This window comes from Streptomyces sp. AC558_RSS880 (genome assembly GCF_019049255.1).
In the GTDB taxonomy this organism is placed as follows: domain Bacteria; phylum Actinomycetota; class Actinomycetes; order Streptomycetales; family Streptomycetaceae; genus Streptomyces.
The window spans coordinates 14,604-30,570 of the sequence record NZ_JAGMUJ010000077.1 but is presented as its reverse complement, the minus strand read 5'-3'; the positions used below and the strand labels follow the sequence as shown (position 1 = coordinate 30,570).

Here is a 15,967-nt window from a genome sequence, read left to right as displayed (position 1 = left end):
CATGTGACGTCTCCGCCCCTCCCGCCGGTGCGGCGGAAGGGGCGGGACGGGAGTGACGGACGGGGCCACCCCGGCGTGATCAGCGCCTCCTGGGTGACGGATGCCACCCGGACGGGCGCGGCCCGCCGGAGGAACGGTTCACCGCGTGGCGCCCTCCGCCGACGGGCAGCCCGCGGGCTGTGCCCGGGAGGCGTCCCGGATCAGGGCCTCGTGCGCGGACTTCACCCGGGCCACGTCCGGCTTCATCACACGCCGGTCGTAGGTGAGCAGACCGTTGAGCTCGCCCTCGACGTCCGTGATCTGGGTGTACACGGCGCCGTTGCTGCCCCGGCACACCAGCGCGCGCACCTCGTCCAGCTTGGTGAGGTAGTCGTCGGTGTAGGTCGCCGGGTCGACGTCGACGTACGACTGCTGCACGGACCAGGCGTGTCCGGGCACGGCGAGACCGAGGCCGCCGTACTCGCCGCTGACCAGGGCGCGTTTCCCGTCCGGGCGGGGCGGGAGCGCCGGGCTGGGATAGCCGTGCTCGTCCATGATGTCGCCGGCGCCTCCGTCGGCGCCGAGGTTGAGTCCGGACTGGTTGTTGACCAGCCGGGTCGGGTCCCAGGCCTTGGCCTGTTCGGCGATGCGGCCGATGTCGTACTGGCCCCAGCCCTCGTTGAAGGTGACCCACATGACGATCGACGGGCTGCTGATGTGCTCGTCGATCATCTGCTTCATCTCACGCTCGAAGCGGTCGCGGGCCTCGGGGCCCGGGGTCTTCCCGGCCGTCATGGAGGGCATGTCCTGCCACACCAGCAGCCCGAGCCGGTCGGCCCAGTAGAACCAGCGGTCCGGTTCGACCTTGATGTGCTTGCGCACCGAGTTGAAGCCGAGTTCCTTGTGGGCCTTCAGGTCGTACGCGAGGGCCTCGTCGGTGGGCGCGGTGTGCAGGCCGTCGGGCCAGAAGCCCTGGTCGAGGGTGGCCATCAGGAAGACGGGCTCGCCGTTGAGGACCGTGCGCGGCACCCCGTCGATCTGCTCGACGGCGATGGAGCGCATCCCGAAGTAGCTGCCGACCCGGTCGGCGCCGACGGTGACCTTCAGCCGGTACAGGAACGGGTCGTCGGGCGACCACAGGCGCGGGTCGTGGATCTTCAGGGTGAGCGGTTCGCCGGTGCGGCCGACGGCCGTGGCGACCTCGCGCCGTCCTTCGTACGCGGTGGCCCTGACCGGTACGCCGTCGCGGACGCCCCTCGCCTCCACGGTGAGCCGCTCGCCGGGCACGTCCGGGACGAGCTTGAGGCTGTCGACGTGGTCGCGGGCGACCGGCTCCATCCAGACCGTCTGCCAGATGCCCGAGCTGGGCGTGTACCAGATGCCGCTGGGGTCGAGGCGCTGCTTGCCGACCGGCTGGTTCTCGCCTTCGGCGGAGTCGGTCGGGTCGTACACGCCGACGACGATCTCCTGGGTGCGGCCGGGCTTCAGCGCGTCGGTGACGTCGGCGCTGAACTTGTCGTAGCCGCCCTCGTGCGTGGCGACCTTCGTGCCGTTGACGTACACCTCGGAGCGCCAGTCGACGGCGCCGAAGTTCAGCCGCAGCCGCCGGTCGGAGCCGATGTGCCAGTCGCGGGGCACGGTGAAGGTGCGGCGGTACCACATGCGGTCCTCGTGCCGCTGGATGCCGGAGAGCCGGGACTCCACCGGGTACGGGACGAGGATGCGCTCCTTCAGCGTCCTGCCGACGGGCGGCTGCTCGCCCTCCTCGGCGGCGGCGAACTGCCAGCGGCCGTTGAGGTTGCGCCACTTGTCGCGGGTGAGCTGCGGGCGCGGGTACTCGGGGAGGGCGTTGTCCGGACCCACCTCGTCCGTCCACTCGGTGCTCAGCTCGTGGGTGGAGTGGTTGGGGCCGCTGCTCAGGAACGCGTCCACGGGGTCGCCGTCGGCGGCGGTCAGGCCGCCCTGTCCGTCGTAGCGGATGTCGGCGCTGCCGCGGGCCGTGCCGGTCTTGTTGCCGACGACGGGCTCGGCGAGCGTGACGAGCAGCGCCTTCGGGTCGGCCGGGTCGGGTTGTGCCGACTCCAGGGGCCAGTCGGCGCCGCCGATCACCGCGTCGAAGTGGTCGGTGAATCCGGCCGGGGGTGCGGCGAGCGGCCGGGGGAAGTCCAGCTTCAGGGTGCGGCCGGAGGCGAGGACGGTGGCGGCGAGGGCACCGTCGTAGTCGAAGCCGTCCGGGAGGCGGAACGCCGACTGCGGTACGGGTTCCTTGCTGCCGCCGGGCTCGGTCCAGCGCAGGTGGAAGTTGGAGCCTCCGTAGTGCTCGAAGTACTCGACCTTGATGTCGTGGGCCCGGCCGGCGGTCAGCTCGATGGGCTCGGCGGTCTGTTCGCGGTCCCAGTCGTCGATCCAGTGGTCGATGGCGATCTCGCCGTCGATCCACAGGCGGAAGCCGTTGTCGGCGCTGACCGAGAAGGTGTGGGCGCCGGTCTTCTCCGGCACGATCTTCCCGGTCCAGCGGACGCTGACGTCGTCCGACCGGCCGGTGGTGAGGTTCAGGCGCGGCTCCAGGTTGTCGAAGTCGAGGTCGGAGTCGAAGGCGGTGGCCTTGAGCTCGTGGAAGTCGAAGGCGCCCGGGGCGGACTGGGCGTAGTACTCGCCCTTCAGTCCGTGGATCTCCACCGGATCGTCCTCCGCCGCGGTCGCGGCCGGGACGGTCGCGGTGAGTCCGGTGACTCCCAGGGCGGCGGCCAGCAGAAGCGCGAATCGGTTTCTGAGTCGTCTGATGCGCACGGATCCTCCGTCGGTGAGGAAGGTGACGGCTCGCTGCTCAGTACGTGGATCTGGTGCTGTGCGTGTTCTGTTCTGTGCGCTGCACTCGCCGGTACAACGTTGTCAAAGAACAGTACTTGGCATAACAACACGAATTCTGTCATCCGTCCAGGGACATGACAAAGGCCCCGGTGGTCACAGCGACCGACCGGGGCCCCTCACTTTCGTCCCTACGGCACGAGCTGTCCCTTGCCGAGCGCGATCACCCCGCCCTTGGACACCGTGTACAGCTCCGCGTCCCGCTCGGGATTGACGCCGATCGTCGCGCCCGGCGGCACCTCCACGTTCTTGTCGAGCACGGCGCCGCGCACCACCGCGCCCCGCCCGATGTGCACGTTGTCGTGCAGCACCGAGCCCTGCACCACGGCCCCCGGATCGACGACCACGCCCGGCGACAGCACGGACCGGGTGACCTGGCCCCGGATCAGACAGCCGGCGCTGATGATCGACTCGCTCGCCATGCCGCCCGCGTTGAAGCGGGCCGGCGAGAGCTGGCCGGAGTGCGTGTAGACGGGCCACTGCCGGTTGTAGAGGTTGAACGCGGGACGTTCGGCGATCAGGTCCATGTGCGCCTCGTAGTACGCGTCCAGCGTGCCGACGTCCCGCCAGTAGCCCTGGTCCCGGCTGGTCTCGCCGGGCACGTGGTTGGAGCTGAAGTCGTACAGCGCGGCCTCGCCCCGCTCGGTGAGCTGGGGCAGGATCGAACCGCCCATGTCGTGCACCGAGTTCTCGTCCTCGGCGTCCCGGTGGAGGGCCTCGATGAGCGCCTTGGTGGTGAAGACGTAGTTGCCCATGGAGGCGAACACGCACTCGGGGTCGTCGGCCAGACCGGGCGGGTCGGCGGGCTTCTCCAGGAAGCGGTCCACGGACTGTCCGTCCGAGCCCGGGGTGATCACGCCGAAGGCGGAGGACTCCGAGCGCGGCACCCGGATCCCCGCCACCGTGACACCGGCCCCGCTCTCGATGTGCTGGGCGAGCATCTGGCGCGGATCCATGCGGTACACGTGGTCGGCGCCGAACACCGCCACGTACTCCGGCCGTTCGTCGTAGATCAGGTTCAGCGACTGCAGGATCGCGTCGGCGCTGCCCAGGTACCAGCGCGGGCCGAGGCGCTGCTGGGCGGGGACGGGGGTGACGTAGTTGCCGAGCAGGCTGGACATCCGCCACGTGGTGGTGATGTGCCGGTCCAGCGAGTGCGACTTGTACTGCGTCAGCACGCAGATGCGCAGGATGTCGCCGTTGACCAGGTTGGACAGCACGAAGTCGACCAGGCGGTAGGTGCCGCCGAAGGTGACCGCCGGTTTGGCGCGGTCCGCCGTGAGGGGCATCAGACGCTTGCCCTCGCCGCCCGCCAGCACGATTCCCAGGACCGAAGGACCTCCACGACGCATGGCCGCTCCCCTCACGCCGGATTTTCCCAAGACTGCCCCGGAGGGGCGGTACTAAGCCTGTTCGAGGATCTCCTCGTACAGCAGGGCCGTACGGCGGGCCACCGCGTCCCAGCCGAACTCGGTGACGGCCCGCTCCCTCCCCGCCGCGCCCATCCGCCGTGCCGTGGCCGGGTCGCCGAGGACCGAGTCGAGCGCCCGCGCGAGACCCGTCTCGAAGTCGTCGTCCGCCTCCACCAGTACCCCCGTCGAGCCGTCCGCCACGACCTCGGGGATCCCGCCGACCCGGGAGGCGACCACCGCCGTGCCGCACGCCATGGCCTCCAGGTTGACGATGCCGAGCGGCTCGTACACCGAGGGGCAGACGAACACGGCGGCGTGCGTCAGCAACTGGATCACCTCGGGCCGCGGCAGCATCCGGGGGATCCAGTGCACGCCCTCGCGGACCCGGCTCAGTTCCTCGTACAGCTCACGGAACTCCCGGTCGATCTCGGGCGTGTCCGGGGCTCCGGCGCACAGCACGACCTGCGCGGCCGGGTCGATGCCGCGCACCGCCCGCAGCAGCTGGGGCACGCCCTTCTGCCGGGTGATCCGGCCGACGAACAGCACGTACGGGCGGGAGCGGTCGAGGCCGATCCGGTCCAGGGCGTCGGTGCCGGGGTCGGGGCGGTACAGGTCCGTGTCGATGCCGTTGTGTACGACGTGCACCCGGGCGGGGTCCAGCGCCGGATAGGAGGCGAGGATGTCCTCGCGCATGGCACCGGAGACGGCGATCACGCCGTCGGCCGCCTCGACGGCGGTGCGCTCGGCCCAGCTCGACAGGGCGTAGCCGCCGCCGAGCTGCTCGGCCTTCCAGGGGCGCAGGGGCTCCAGGGAATGGGCGGTCATCACGTGCGGGATGCCGTACAGCAGCTTGGCGAGGTGGCCGCCGAGATTGGCGTACCAGGTGTGGGAGTGGACCAGCTCGCGGCCCTGGAGCGCGGCGGCCATGGCGAGGTCCACGGAGAAGGTGCGCAGCGCGTCGTTGGCGCCGTCGAGCGCGGTCCAGGGGCGGTGGCGCAGCACGCCGTCCGCCTTGCCCTCGCCCCAGCAGTGCACCTCCAGGTCCACCAGGGGCCGCAGCTCCCGGGCGAGGAACTCCACGTGGACTCCCGCGCCGCCGTACACGTCCGGGGGGTACTCCCGGGTCAGCAGTCCCACTCGCACCCGTGAACCCCCTGTCTGAGCGGACGTTGTCTTCATGGTCACCCAGATGGGGCGCGTGGGGAAGAGCGGGGCGGCCGTGCGAAGCAGCAGTCGCCGCAGACGCCCCCGCCGGGCACCCGGTAGTACAGACAGCAGCTGCGGCGCCGGAAGGAGGTGCCCGTGAGGGTTCCGGTCCCGGCGAGCCGGGGGTGCGTGAGGAGTTCGGCCGTCAGGGAAGCGGCGCGGGCGGCGACGTCCGTACGGCCGTGGCGGCGCCCCCAGCGGTCCAGTTCCCGGGCGGCGCCCGCGAGCGCGGAGGCTGCGTTGCCCCGCAGCAGGCCCGGTGCGAGGCGGTGGCGGGAGCGCAGGGCCGCGGCGAGGGGGTCGAGATGGCCGTGCAGCACCAGCTCCGCGATCGTCGCCGCGTCGCCGGGCAGCGGCCGTACTCCGGTCAGCCACAGGTCGTCGGGGGCGCTGCCCTCCGGGTCCCAGCGCAGCAGCGGCGGGGAGAGGTCGGGGACGGCGTCGTAGAGGGCGGCGGAGCCCAGGGCCACGGACCACAGGCGGGCGGCGAGCCCTTGCTGGGCCACCGACGCGGCGACCCGCGCCTCGGGGGTGCGCAGGGCACCGGCGACCCGGCGGACCCGCGAGGCCAGGAGGTCGCCCTGAACGTCCGGGGGCCGCGGCCCGTATGCCTGGGCGAGCGTGGGCAGGGAACGGCCGGCCGTTCCCGCCGTGCGCAGGACGAAGAAACCACCGAGGCGGTGAAGGGCGGTGAGAGACGGGTCGAGGTCCACGACGTGCAGTAGTACCAAGGCCCTTAGGGGTGACAACCAGGGGCCCTCCGTCCGGGGACACCCACCCTGGGGATGACGGGGTCGTTGTCGTACTCCATCGGCAGTAGGACTCATTGAGTGCTCAGGGACGACGACGGGAACACTTTGACACGGCATCGTGTTGGTCATGGAAGCCGACCGTTCGCCGCGCCGGGTGCACCGCCCCGGCCTCGCGCAGAGGAGCAGCCGATGAGCGCCCTCGCGTTGTCCGTGCTGCTGTCGTTCGTCTCCGCCGTGGCGTACGCCGGAGGAGCGATCGTGCAGGAGCAGGTCGCGGTGGACTCACCCGGCGCGCAGCAGTACGCACCGCTGCGCCGGCCGGGCTGGTGGGCGGCGGTCGCGCTCAACGGGCTCGGCGGAGTGCTGCACGTGGCGGCGCTCGCCTACGGCCCGTTGAGCCTCGTCCAGCCCCTGGGCGCGCTGACCATCGTCTTCGCCCTGCCCATGGCCGCGCTGTTCGTCGACCGGAAGGCCGGGGCGACCGCGTGGCGCGGCGCCATCATGGCGACGGTGGGCCTCGCGGGGCTGCTCTCCCTGGTCGGCGCGTCCGACGCGCAGTCGCTGGACACCGTGCAGCGGGTGGCGGCGGCGCTGGGCACGGCCGGGGCGGTCGCGGCGCTGATGATCGCGGCCCGCGCCGTGCACCGTCATCCCGCGGTGCGCAGCATCCTGCTGGCCACCGCGTCCGGGGTCGCGTTCGGCATGTCCTCCGTCTTCACCAAGACCGTCGCGGTCGACTGGACCGGCGGGGTCTCGGCGGCGGACCTGCCGTCCCTGGCGGTGATCGGCGTCCTGGCCACGGCCGGCATGCTGCTCTCCCAGGCCTCCTACCGGGGCGCCGGCCTCGCGGCCCCGCTGGCCACGCTGACGGTGGTGAACCCGATGGTGGCGGCCGCGGTCGGCATCACGATGTTCGGCGAGACCTTCCGCTACGGCACGACGGGCACGGTGCTCGCGCTGAGCTGCGGCGTGGTGGCGGCCGGCGGTCTGATCCTGCTCACGACGGAGCGGCTGGCACGCGAGCACCAGGAGGCGCGGGCGGCGGAGGCCCCCCTACCGGGGCCCGCGCCCGAGGCGGCTCCCGCACGGGCCGACGAGCAGCCGCCCGCCGACCCGGCCGAGCGGCTGCTGGCCGCACTGGAACTCCCCGAGGACGTACGGCTGCCGGCCCCCGTGCCGGCACCGGGCGGCGCGCCGGACGACGCGGATTCCGCCCCGGTGCCGCTGGTGTCGTACGCGCCCTTCTACGGCGGCCCGTACGTACCGGTGGCGGTGGTGGACCGGCACAGGACGCGGATCAGATCCTGACGCCGCCCGCCCTCAGGTAGGCGACCGGGTCGATGTCCGACCCGAAACCGGGCCCCGTCCGCACCTCGAAGTGCAGATGCGGGCCCGAACTGTTCCCGGTCGAACCGGAACGGCCGATGCGCTGGCCCGCGCCGACGGACTGCCCGCTCTTCACGGAGATCGCCGACAGGTGCGCGTACTGGCTGTAGCGGCCGTCGGCGTGCCGGACCACCACCTGGTAGCCGAACGACCCCTCCCAGCCCGCGCTGACGACGGTGCCGGCCCCGACCGACTTCACGGACGTGCCGGTGGGGACGGGGAAGTCGACGCCCGTGTGGTAGCCCTTCGACCAGGCGGATCCGGCCTTGTGGTACGGCGTGCCGAGCGCGGCGCTGACCGGGGCGACCAGATCGCCGGTGGTTTTGGTGGTGCGGTCCGCCCGGTCCTCGGTGCGCGGAGAGGGTGCCTTCTTCTCGGCCCTCTTCTCGGTCTTCTTCTCGGTCTTTTCGGCTTTCCCGGTCTTCTTCTCGGCCGACTTGGCCGGTTTCCCGGCTGCCTTCGTCGTCCCGTCGGGCAGGGCGAGCCGCTGGCCCGGGATGATCAGGTCGGGATCGCCGCCGATGGTGGAGCGGTTGGCGTCGTACAGCTTCCGCCAGCCGCCGCCGACCCGTTCGCCCGCCGCGATGCCGGAGAGGGTGTCGCCGCGGACGACGGTGTACATCTCGGCGCGGCCCGCGCGGGACTGGGGTGTGGTGTGCGGTTTGACGTCCTCGACGGAGGACCCACCGGTCTTCTTGCCGCTCTTGTTGCTCTTGTTGTTCTTGCTGCTCTTTTCGTTTCCGTCCGGCTTGTCGGTGGCCGGCTGGATGTCGGGGGTGTCGCCGCCCCGCGTCAGTCCGGCCCGTACCGAGCACACCGGCCAGGCACCGGGTCCCTGTCCGTCGAGCACCTTCTCGGCGACGGCGATCTGCTGGTCCTTGGTGGCCAGATCCGCACGCGGCGCGTACCGGGTACCGCCGTACGCCTCCCAGGTCGACCGGGTGAACTGGAGCCCGCCGTAGTACCCGTTGCCGGTGTTGATGTCCCAGTCGTTGGTGGACTCGCAGGCGGCGACCTTGTCCCAGGTCTCCACGTCGGCCGCCTGGGCGGCGCCCGTGCCCAGCAGCGGGAGCGCCATTCCGGCGCCGCCCGCGGTGACGGTGAGCGAGGCCCGGTTGATCCTGTTCGGCTGATACCGGCGGTGCCGGCCGCGCACGGCCATGGAAATCCCCCTCGACAATGCGTCAGGAGGGGCAAAAGTAAGCGGTGCGAACCAGCCGTGACAAGACGGCTATCGGCCGCACGGATGCGCCAAGTGGCCGGGATTTTTCGCCCGTTGCGCCCCCGTTGGCGCTCCGTGGGGAGCGTGCGCGGGCGGGTGTCTCCGTCCGCGGGGGCACGCGGGTGCGTGCGCCCGCTGAGTGCGCGAGGGGCATCCGCGCGTATGTGCCTGAGCGGTGTCGCACGACCCGCGTGTGCACACGCGAGTGCGGCACGTCAGGATGGTCGATGGCAGGACTGGCGCGCATCGACCGGCAGCACCGAGACTCGGCAGTACCGATACCAAGGTCACTAGGAGCCACCCCAATGAGCAGTTCAGCGCAGATCGGCGTCACGGGGCTCGCGGTCATGGGCCGCAACCTCGCACGCAACTTCGCCCGCAACGGCTACACGGTCGCGGTGCACAACCGGACGGCGGCCCGCACGCACGCACTGGTGGAGGAGTTCGGGCACGAGGGCGGCTTCGTGGCGGCCGAGACGGCCAAGGAGTTCGTGGCGGCGCTGGAGCGACCGCGGCGGCTGGTCGTCATGGTGAAGGCCGGCGAGCCGACGGACGCGGTGATCGAGGAGTTCGCCCCGCTCCTCGAGCCCGGTGACATGATCATCGACGGTGGCAACGCGCACTTCGCGGACACCCGTCGCCGGGAGAAGGCGCTGCGCGAGCAGGGCATCCACTTCGTCGGCATGGGCGTCTCCGGCGGCGAGGAGGGCGCGCTGCACGGGCCGAGCATCATGCCGGGCGGACCGAGGGAGTCGTACGACTCGCTCGGCCCGATGCTGGAGAAGATCTCCGCGAAGGCGAAGGACGGCTCCCCCTGCGTCACGCACGTCGGCCCGGACGGCGCCGGCCACTTCGTGAAGATGGTGCACAACGGTATCGAGTACGCCGACATGCAGCTGATCGGCGAGGCGTACCAGCTGCTGCGCGATGTCGCCGGGTACTCCCCCGCGCAGATCGCGGAAATCTTCCGCACCTGGAACACCGGCCGGCTGGACTCCTACCTGATCGAGATCACGGCCGAGGTGCTGTCGCACGTGGACGCGGCCACGGGCGAGCCGTTCGTGGACGTGGTGGTGGACCAGGCGGAGCAGAAGGGCACGGGCCGCTGGACCGTGCAGATCGCGCTCGACCTGGGCGTGCCGGTGTCCGGCATCGCCGAGGCCGTCTTCGCGCGCTCCCTGTCCGGTCACGCGGCGCTGCGCGAGGCCTCGCGCTCCCTGGCCGGCCCGAAGGCCGAGCCGCTGGGCGAGTCGGAGGCGGCGGCGTTCGCCGACCGGGTGGAGCAGGCGCTGTACGCGTCGAAGATCGTGTCGTACACGCAGGGCTTCCACGAGATCGCGGCCGGCAGCGAGGAGTACGGCTGGGACATCGACCTCGGCGCGGTCTCCGCCCTCTGGCGCGGCGGCTGCATCATCCGCGCGGCCTTCCTGGACCGCATCCGCGCCGCCTACGACGCCCGCGCGGACCTGCCGAGCCTGCTGTCGGACGAGACGTTCGCCCAGGAGATCGCCGACGCCCAGGACGACTGGCGCGAGGTGCTGATCGCCGCGACCCGCCAGGGCGTGCCGACCCCCGGTTTCGCCGCGGCCCTCGCCTACTACGACGCCCTGCGCGCCGAGCGCCTGCCGGCCGCGCTCACCCAGGGCCAGCGGGACTACTTCGGCGCGCACACCTACCGGCGCACGGACCGCGACGGCTCGTTCCACACACTGTGGGGCGGGGACCGGTCGGAGGTCTCGGCGTAGGCCCCTGTGACAGGGCGGTGGACGGCCGGCCGGCCGTCCACCGCCCTGTTTCCTCTCTCGTTCGGATCAGCTCAGCGGCGGACCGGGTTCCGGGTTCGGCACCGGCTCGGGGCCCGGCGGGATCGGCGACGGGGACGGCTCGGGGGGACCCGGATGCGGCGGGGGCGGCTGCGGTCCCGGGGGCTGCGGGGTCGGCTCCGGACCGGGCCCCGGCGACGGGGGCGGAGGGGTGGGGTCCGGATAGGGTTCGGGGTGTGAGGGGTCCGGGCCCGGAGTGGGACCCGGCGGGACGGGATCCGGGTACGGGTTCGTCATGGCGCGTGTCCTCCGGCCTGTCGCTCGACGTCGGCTCTGGACTACTCCCCCGCCTACCCGACGGCCGCCTCTCCAGTCACCCGCCCGCGTGACGGCGCGGGGCCGGTTGGCCCCACCCGCCGGCCGGCTGGCGGGTCAGGGGCGCGGGGTAAGGACGTCGGAGCGGCCGGCCTCGATGCGCGACCACTGGGGGATGGGGCGTCCGTCGCTCCGCAGCCGCACCTGATCGACGGGCGTGCCCTGGACAACGGGCCAGTCGGGGGGCGACTCCTCCCACAGCTCCTGACGTCCGTACACGGTGAGGTCCATGAGCGCGTAGCTGTAGTCCATCGCCTCCACGCCGCGCCGGGTCGTCCAGTACGTCTCGAACACGCGGTCGCCGTCCCGCAGGTAGCACACGATGTGCATCATGCCGACGTGCCGCCCGGTCAGCAGCTCGTCCTGCGACGGGACCGCCGAGTACCACGGCACCTCCCAGCCCATGAAGTCGCGGTAGCGGCGGCTCTCCTCGTACGGGCCCTGGCAGAAGACCGCGTAGGTGATGTCGCGCGAGTGCAGGTACGACAACTCCTGTACCTGGGTGGTGACCCAGGTGCAGCCCTCGCACTGCCCGGCCGCGTCGTGGCCGTGGTGCCACATGAAGTAGTAGGCGACGAGCTGCCGACGCCCTTCGAAGGCTTCGAGCAGGGTGACCGGCCCGTCGGGCCCGGTCAGTTCGAGGTCGGCGGCCACCTCGACCATGGGCAGGCGCCGCCGGGCGGCGGCGATCGCGTCGCCTTCCCGGGTGTGCGCCTTCTCCCGGATCCGCAGGCGGTCCAGTTCGGCCTGGAAGGTGGCACGGTCGGCCGTCGGGGGCAGCGCCGGAGCGCGGTCCGTGGGCCTGTTGTCGTGGTCGGTCACGGTCTTGCCCAATCGTCGTGAGTCGTTGTCCGTCACGTGGCCGCTTCGGGTCCGGGGCGCTCCGCCAGTTCCTTGATGCGCAGCAGACGCGTCTCCCAGGAGCGGCCGATCCGGTCGAGTTCACGGGCCAGCGCGCCGAGCCGGGCGCCGACAGCGAGGTACACGACCTCGCGCCCGCGCTGCTCGGATTCGACCAGCCCGACCTCGCGCAGCACCTCCAGGTGCTTGCCGATCGCCTGCCGGCTCACCGGCAGGACCCTGGCCAGCGCGGACGCCGACATGGGGCCCTCGCCGAGCCGGGTGAGTATCTCCCAGCGCGTCGCGTCGCCGAGCGCGGCGCACACGACGGGAAGAGCGGAAGCGGTCACAGCTGCCTCGCCGGGGCCGACGCGTTCTTCTCGACGAACGTCTTCGCGGCCGCCAGCTCGGTGAGCCAGCCCTTGTCGTTGCCCTCACGCTCCTTCAGCCACGCCGCCGGGTCGTCGGCGAGACCGGAGAACCCGCTCTCCACGACGCGCAGGGTCACCCCGCCGCCGTCCCGCTCGTCGATCCAGAACTCGACCAGGGTCGAGGGCGTCGAGTCGTCCCGGTACGGGGTCCCGATCCAGCGGAACGCCGCGTAGCGCGGCTTGTCCAGCTCCACCGTCCGGAACCGGAACTCGCCCAGTGACGGATGGCGCACCACGGTCACCTCGCCCTCGTGGCGCAGGTCCGGCTCGGCCTCGACCTCGCCGTCATTGATGTACCAGCCGGGCCGTACGACCAGCTCCCATACCCGCTCGGCGGGGGCGTCGATGTCGATCTGCCGCGCGATCCGGTCGAGCTCGGCCAGCTCCGCGTCGGTGTGGGTGGCGTTGTTCACGGGGTACCTCCATCGCCCATCAGTATGCAACTGAACGATTGCACATCCTGGCGACGTGTGCAACCCGACGGTTGCACTCAATGGATCCGTTCGCGGCGCACGCGACCGTCCACATGACGCATGTCGACGAAGTGTCACGCTCTCGGCCGAAGCGCCTCCCGGTCCGGCGCGGCCCCACCGGGGCCCGTCCGGCACAGGCGGGCCGCCGCCGCGAGTCCCGGACGGGGACTGGACAGCACGGGCACCGGCGTGGTGGTGAGCGTCGCGGCCGGGGCCATGGACGCCTGGGCGAGGACGATCACATCGGCACCGGTGACCGCGTCCGCGGCCCGAGCGACCCGTCGGACGTACCCGGCCGAATCGCCCGCCTCGAAACACTCCCAGGCGTCTTGGACCAGCACGGTCCTCACCCCGCCGGACCGCCCGACGCGACGGGCCTCCTCCTCGATCAACGCCACCGTCGGCCGAAGCGTGCTCTCCAGGGCGGCGAGGACGACGACCCGGGCTCCGGCCGCCACGGCCTCGGCCGCCATCGGCCGGTCGACACGCAGCACCGGCACACCGACCCCGGCGGCGGCCGCCTCCGCGACCCCGCCGATGGTCGAGCAGGTGCACAGCACGGCCCGGGCGCCACGGCCGACGGCCTCGCTCACCCTCGCCCGTACGTCGTCGGCGACCGCCGCGGGACCGTCGACGCGGGCACGCTCCAACAGGTCCTCGGCGACGAGGTGCCGCAATTCCAGCCCGGGATGGGCCTCGTCGCGCAGCGCGTCGAAGACGGGCACGTGAACGGGCGAAGTGTGCAGCAGTGCGAGCACGTCGACTTCAGAACCGCTCGGGATGTGCCGCCAGCCACCCCTTCGCCGCGCGGATCAGCTCCGGCCCGGCCGCCGGGGCCTGGTCGGGGTGGCGCTCGGCCCACTTGGCGACGTACGGGCAGAGCGGGGCGACGGCGCTGTCCTCACGGGCGGCGACGGCGTAGAGCTCGCGGGCGAGGGAGCCCGCGATGCCCTTGCCCTCGTGGGCGGGCTCGACGATGGTGTGCACGGGCACGAGCGCGCGCTCGGGACCGTCGAGCGGGAAGTACTCGATCCGCCCGACGACCTCGCCGTCCGCCACCGCCTCGAGCCGGCCCGCCGCCCGGTCGTCACGGATCTCGATGTCACCCATGGCCACGTCACGCTCCTGCCTCGGTCTGCGCCGGTCAGGCCGTGGCGACGGCCCCCGGACTGCGCTCCTGGTCCGACCCCGGCACCGGCTCGGACGGGTCGGCGCCCAGGGCCACGATGCGGTTGTCTCCGTCCACGTGCACGACCCGGGGTTCCAGCGCCCGCGCCTCGGCGTCGGTCACCTGAGCGTAACTGATGATGATCACCAGATCACCGGGCTGGACGAGATGGGCGGCGGCCCCGTTGATCCCGATCACCCCGGACCCGCGCTCGCCCTCGATGACGTACGTCTCCAGCCGGGCCCCATTGGTGATGTCGACGATGTGCACCAGCTCCCCGGGCAGCAGATCGGCGGCGTCGAGCAGCTCGGCGTCGATCGTCACGGATCCCACGTAGTGCAGGTCGGCCTGGGTGACGGTGGCTCGGTGGATCTTGGACTTGAACAGAGTACGCAGCACTTTGGACTCCTGGAAGACGGCTCCCTGCCTGCTTTCTGCAGGTCAAGGGCGGTCTTCACTGTACACGGGCACGCCTCCCGGTCGAAGACCTTGCAGAACATCGTGCACCGTACCGAGCAGGCTTCCCGCCTGGGCTTCGGTGCGCGGCAGGCTGTGGTGACGCCGCAGACCAGGCGCTTGTCCGGGTAGCCGTCTCGAACAGTTCGGGGACTGATGCTGATCAGATGCCGACTTACCTGACGGAACATCAGGAACAGGAGAGGTGGAGAACGAGCGACTCGGCCACGCCCACATCGGCGTCGCAACCGGCGCCTACGCCCACGTCCGACTCCACCTGCAACACCAAGCCATCGACACCCTCGGCATCGCCCTCAACTCAACCGACGACGGCCCTGACGACTCGCCCGCCACAGCAGTTGTCCGCTGACATCGCCGTCACCGTTGCCGTCGAACACCTGGGAGCCTCCGTCATTACCGATTCGACGGAGGCTCCCCATTCACACCCGAGTGAACTCAGAAATCCTCGATGATTTACTCTTCGACGCACCGAGGGCGTTGGCATCTACGACAAGTTGTGCCAGGCGTGAGTACAAGCTCCTCGGCACTCCATTTATCCGCGTCGCGCATCAGCCACCGTGAACGTGGACATGAGGACACGGAACGCCTTAGGCAGTCCATGAGCGCGGTCGGCACCAGCGCGGACGACGCTCTCGCCGAGTCGTTCAACGCGACCCTCCAACACGAAACGCTCCGTGGCGCCCGCCGCTTCGACGGAGCCCTCGCCTGCCGCCTGACGGTTTTCCGCTGGACCACCCGCTACAACGCCCGCCGACGACACTCGGCGAACGGACACCAGGCACCGATCGCCTACGAACAGGTGTCCACTCCCCGGGGACAAGGCCCGATCACTTCTCAAAGACCCTGGCTCGGCGGGCAGCCGGAGATGCCCCTGCGGCACGGCTTGGCCGAGGTCATCTCGTCGTTCAGGGACCTGCGGGCGGCGGCGCGACTCGACGCAGTCGACTGAACGGCGCGCGTCGGCCCGGGCTCTCTGCGCCGCTTCCCGCCCGGGCGGCCGCCGTGCAACCCGAGCCACCGCGTCCCGCCCGAGTGTGCGAGGGCTCGTGCGCCGGCCGTGCGACGGACCGCCATGCGCGGCCACCGATCCGGTGCGCTCCGGAAACCGGCATGCGCGTTAGCGTGATCCTCTGCCGCATGGAGTGTCCATGGGCCGGGTCGGCCCGCACGAGGGTCTGCGACGGAGAGTGACGGAACTGCGATGAGTGAACTGACGAAGCCCGAGGTCGACGTCCCGGAGGGTGCTGCGCCTGCCGAACTGACCGTCCGGGACCTGGTCGTCGGGGACGGGGCCGAGGTGAAGCCGGGCACGGTGGTCAGGGTCCACTACGTCGGGGTGACCTTCGAGACCGGGAAGGAGTTCGACTCCTCCTGGGACCGTGACCAGCCCTTCAAGTTCGCCCTGGGCAGCGGCAGGGTCATCAAGGGCTGGGACCGGGGGTTGAGGGGGATGAAGGTCGGCGGTCGGCGCGAGATCGTCGTTCCCCCGCGTCTCGGCTACGGCAACCAGTCGCCCTCGCCGTTGATCCCGGCAGGCTCGACCCTGGTCTTCGTGGTGGACCTGCTCGACTCGTACTCCGCCGGCACAGGCGGCTGGAGCAACGCCCGCTGACCC

Annotated in this window: 16 protein-coding genes; 5 read left to right on the top strand and 11 right to left on the bottom strand. The window is 71.5% G+C overall.

What is annotated here, in order from left to right; all coding sequences use genetic code 11:
- Positions 1 to 138: 138 nt before the first annotated feature.
- The 4 genes from KUM38_RS23920 to KUM38_RS23905 form a co-directional block, all read right to left on the bottom strand.
- On the bottom strand, positions 139 to 2,769 hold the full coding sequence (locus KUM38_RS23920; protein WP_217131483.1) for a PA14 domain-containing protein: 2,631 nt from the start codon (positions 2,767 to 2,769) through the stop codon (positions 139 to 141).
- Between the two features lie 209 nt (positions 2,770 to 2,978).
- Positions 2,979 to 4,199, bottom strand: coding sequence for a glucose-1-phosphate adenylyltransferase (gene glgC, locus KUM38_RS23915; protein WP_217131482.1), 1,221 nt, complete (start codon positions 4,197 to 4,199; stop codon positions 2,979 to 2,981).
- Positions 4,200 to 4,250: 51 nt separating this feature from the next.
- Positions 4,251 to 5,402, bottom strand: coding sequence for a glycogen synthase (gene glgA / locus KUM38_RS23910; RefSeq protein ID WP_217131481.1), 1,152 nt, complete (start codon positions 5,400 to 5,402; stop codon positions 4,251 to 4,253).
- A 38-nt stretch (positions 5,403 to 5,440) separates the two neighbouring features.
- Positions 5,441 to 6,196 carry a (2Fe-2S)-binding protein gene (locus KUM38_RS23905; RefSeq protein WP_254397658.1) on the bottom strand — a complete coding sequence of 252 codons (756 nt, stop codon included), beginning with the start codon at positions 6,194 to 6,196 and terminating at the stop codon, positions 5,441 to 5,443.
- A gap of 210 nt (positions 6,197 to 6,406) precedes the next feature.
- Here KUM38_RS23905 and KUM38_RS23900 point away from each other — a divergent pair, with 210 nt between their 5' ends.
- The gene (locus KUM38_RS23900) at positions 6,407 to 7,525 is read left to right on the top strand and encodes a DMT family transporter (protein ID WP_217131479.1); all 1,119 of its coding nucleotides are present in this window, start codon (positions 6,407 to 6,409) and stop codon (positions 7,523 to 7,525) included.
- Here the strand turns inward: KUM38_RS23900 and KUM38_RS23895 are convergent.
- The gene (locus KUM38_RS23895; protein ID WP_217131478.1) at positions 7,515 to 8,765 is read right to left on the bottom strand and encodes a transglycosylase family protein; all 1,251 of its coding nucleotides are present in this window, start codon (positions 8,763 to 8,765) and stop codon (positions 7,515 to 7,517) included. The genes KUM38_RS23900 and KUM38_RS23895 overlap by 11 nt on opposite strands.
- Before the next feature lie 365 nt (positions 8,766 to 9,130).
- Here KUM38_RS23895 and gndA point away from each other — a divergent pair, with 365 nt between their 5' ends.
- The gene (gene gndA / locus KUM38_RS23890; protein WP_217131477.1) at positions 9,131 to 10,570 is read left to right on the top strand and encodes an NADP-dependent phosphogluconate dehydrogenase; all 1,440 of its coding nucleotides are present in this window, start codon (positions 9,131 to 9,133) and stop codon (positions 10,568 to 10,570) included.
- A gap of 450 nt (positions 10,571 to 11,020) precedes the next feature.
- Here the strand turns inward: gndA and KUM38_RS23885 are convergent, their stop codons facing one another.
- The 6 genes from KUM38_RS23885 to panD form a co-directional block, all read right to left on the bottom strand.
- Positions 11,021 to 11,785: a DUF899 family protein gene (locus tag KUM38_RS23885; protein ID WP_217131513.1), complete on the bottom strand. Its 765-nt coding sequence runs from the start codon at positions 11,783 to 11,785 to the stop codon at positions 11,021 to 11,023.
- Between the two features lie 32 nt (positions 11,786 to 11,817).
- A complete protein-coding gene (locus KUM38_RS23880; RefSeq protein WP_217131476.1) occupies positions 11,818 to 12,153 on the bottom strand; it encodes a metalloregulator ArsR/SmtB family transcription factor in 336 nt (111 codons plus the stop codon).
- Positions 12,150 to 12,647, bottom strand: a complete 498-nt coding sequence (locus tag KUM38_RS23875) for an SRPBCC domain-containing protein (RefSeq protein WP_217131475.1) — start codon at positions 12,645 to 12,647, stop codon at positions 12,150 to 12,152. Before KUM38_RS23875 ends, KUM38_RS23880 begins: the two co-directional genes overlap by 4 nt.
- Positions 12,648 to 12,781: 134 nt before the next feature.
- Positions 12,782 to 13,465, bottom strand: a complete 684-nt coding sequence (locus tag KUM38_RS23870; RefSeq protein ID WP_217131474.1) for an aspartate/glutamate racemase family protein — start codon at positions 13,463 to 13,465, stop codon at positions 12,782 to 12,784.
- A 7-nt stretch (positions 13,466 to 13,472) separates the two neighbouring features.
- On the bottom strand, positions 13,473 to 13,817 hold the full coding sequence (locus KUM38_RS23865; protein ID WP_217131512.1) for a GNAT family N-acetyltransferase: 345 nt from the start codon (positions 13,815 to 13,817) through the stop codon (positions 13,473 to 13,475).
- Positions 13,818 to 13,851: 34 nt separating this feature from the next.
- Entirely contained in the window at positions 13,852 to 14,274 is a 423-nt protein-coding gene (gene panD, locus KUM38_RS23860) for an aspartate 1-decarboxylase (protein WP_217131473.1), read from the bottom strand.
- A gap of 262 nt (positions 14,275 to 14,536) precedes the next feature.
- Here panD and KUM38_RS23855 point away from each other — a divergent pair, with 262 nt between their 5' ends.
- The 3 genes from KUM38_RS23855 to KUM38_RS23845 all read left to right on the top strand — a co-directional run bounded on the left by KUM38_RS23855 (position 14,537) and on the right by KUM38_RS23845 (position 15,964).
- On the top strand, positions 14,537 to 14,701 hold the full coding sequence (locus KUM38_RS23855) for an integrase (RefSeq protein ID WP_217131472.1): 165 nt from the start codon (positions 14,537 to 14,539) through the stop codon (positions 14,699 to 14,701).
- Between the two features lie 99 nt (positions 14,702 to 14,800).
- Positions 14,801 to 15,301, top strand: coding sequence for an integrase core domain-containing protein (locus tag KUM38_RS23850; RefSeq protein WP_374227072.1), 501 nt, complete (start codon positions 14,801 to 14,803; stop codon positions 15,299 to 15,301).
- 252 nt (positions 15,302 to 15,553) lie between these two features.
- The gene (locus tag KUM38_RS23845) at positions 15,554 to 15,964 is read left to right on the top strand and encodes an FKBP-type peptidyl-prolyl cis-trans isomerase (protein WP_302181264.1); all 411 of its coding nucleotides are present in this window, start codon (positions 15,554 to 15,556) and stop codon (positions 15,962 to 15,964) included.
- Positions 15,965 to 15,967 lie beyond the last annotated feature (3 nt).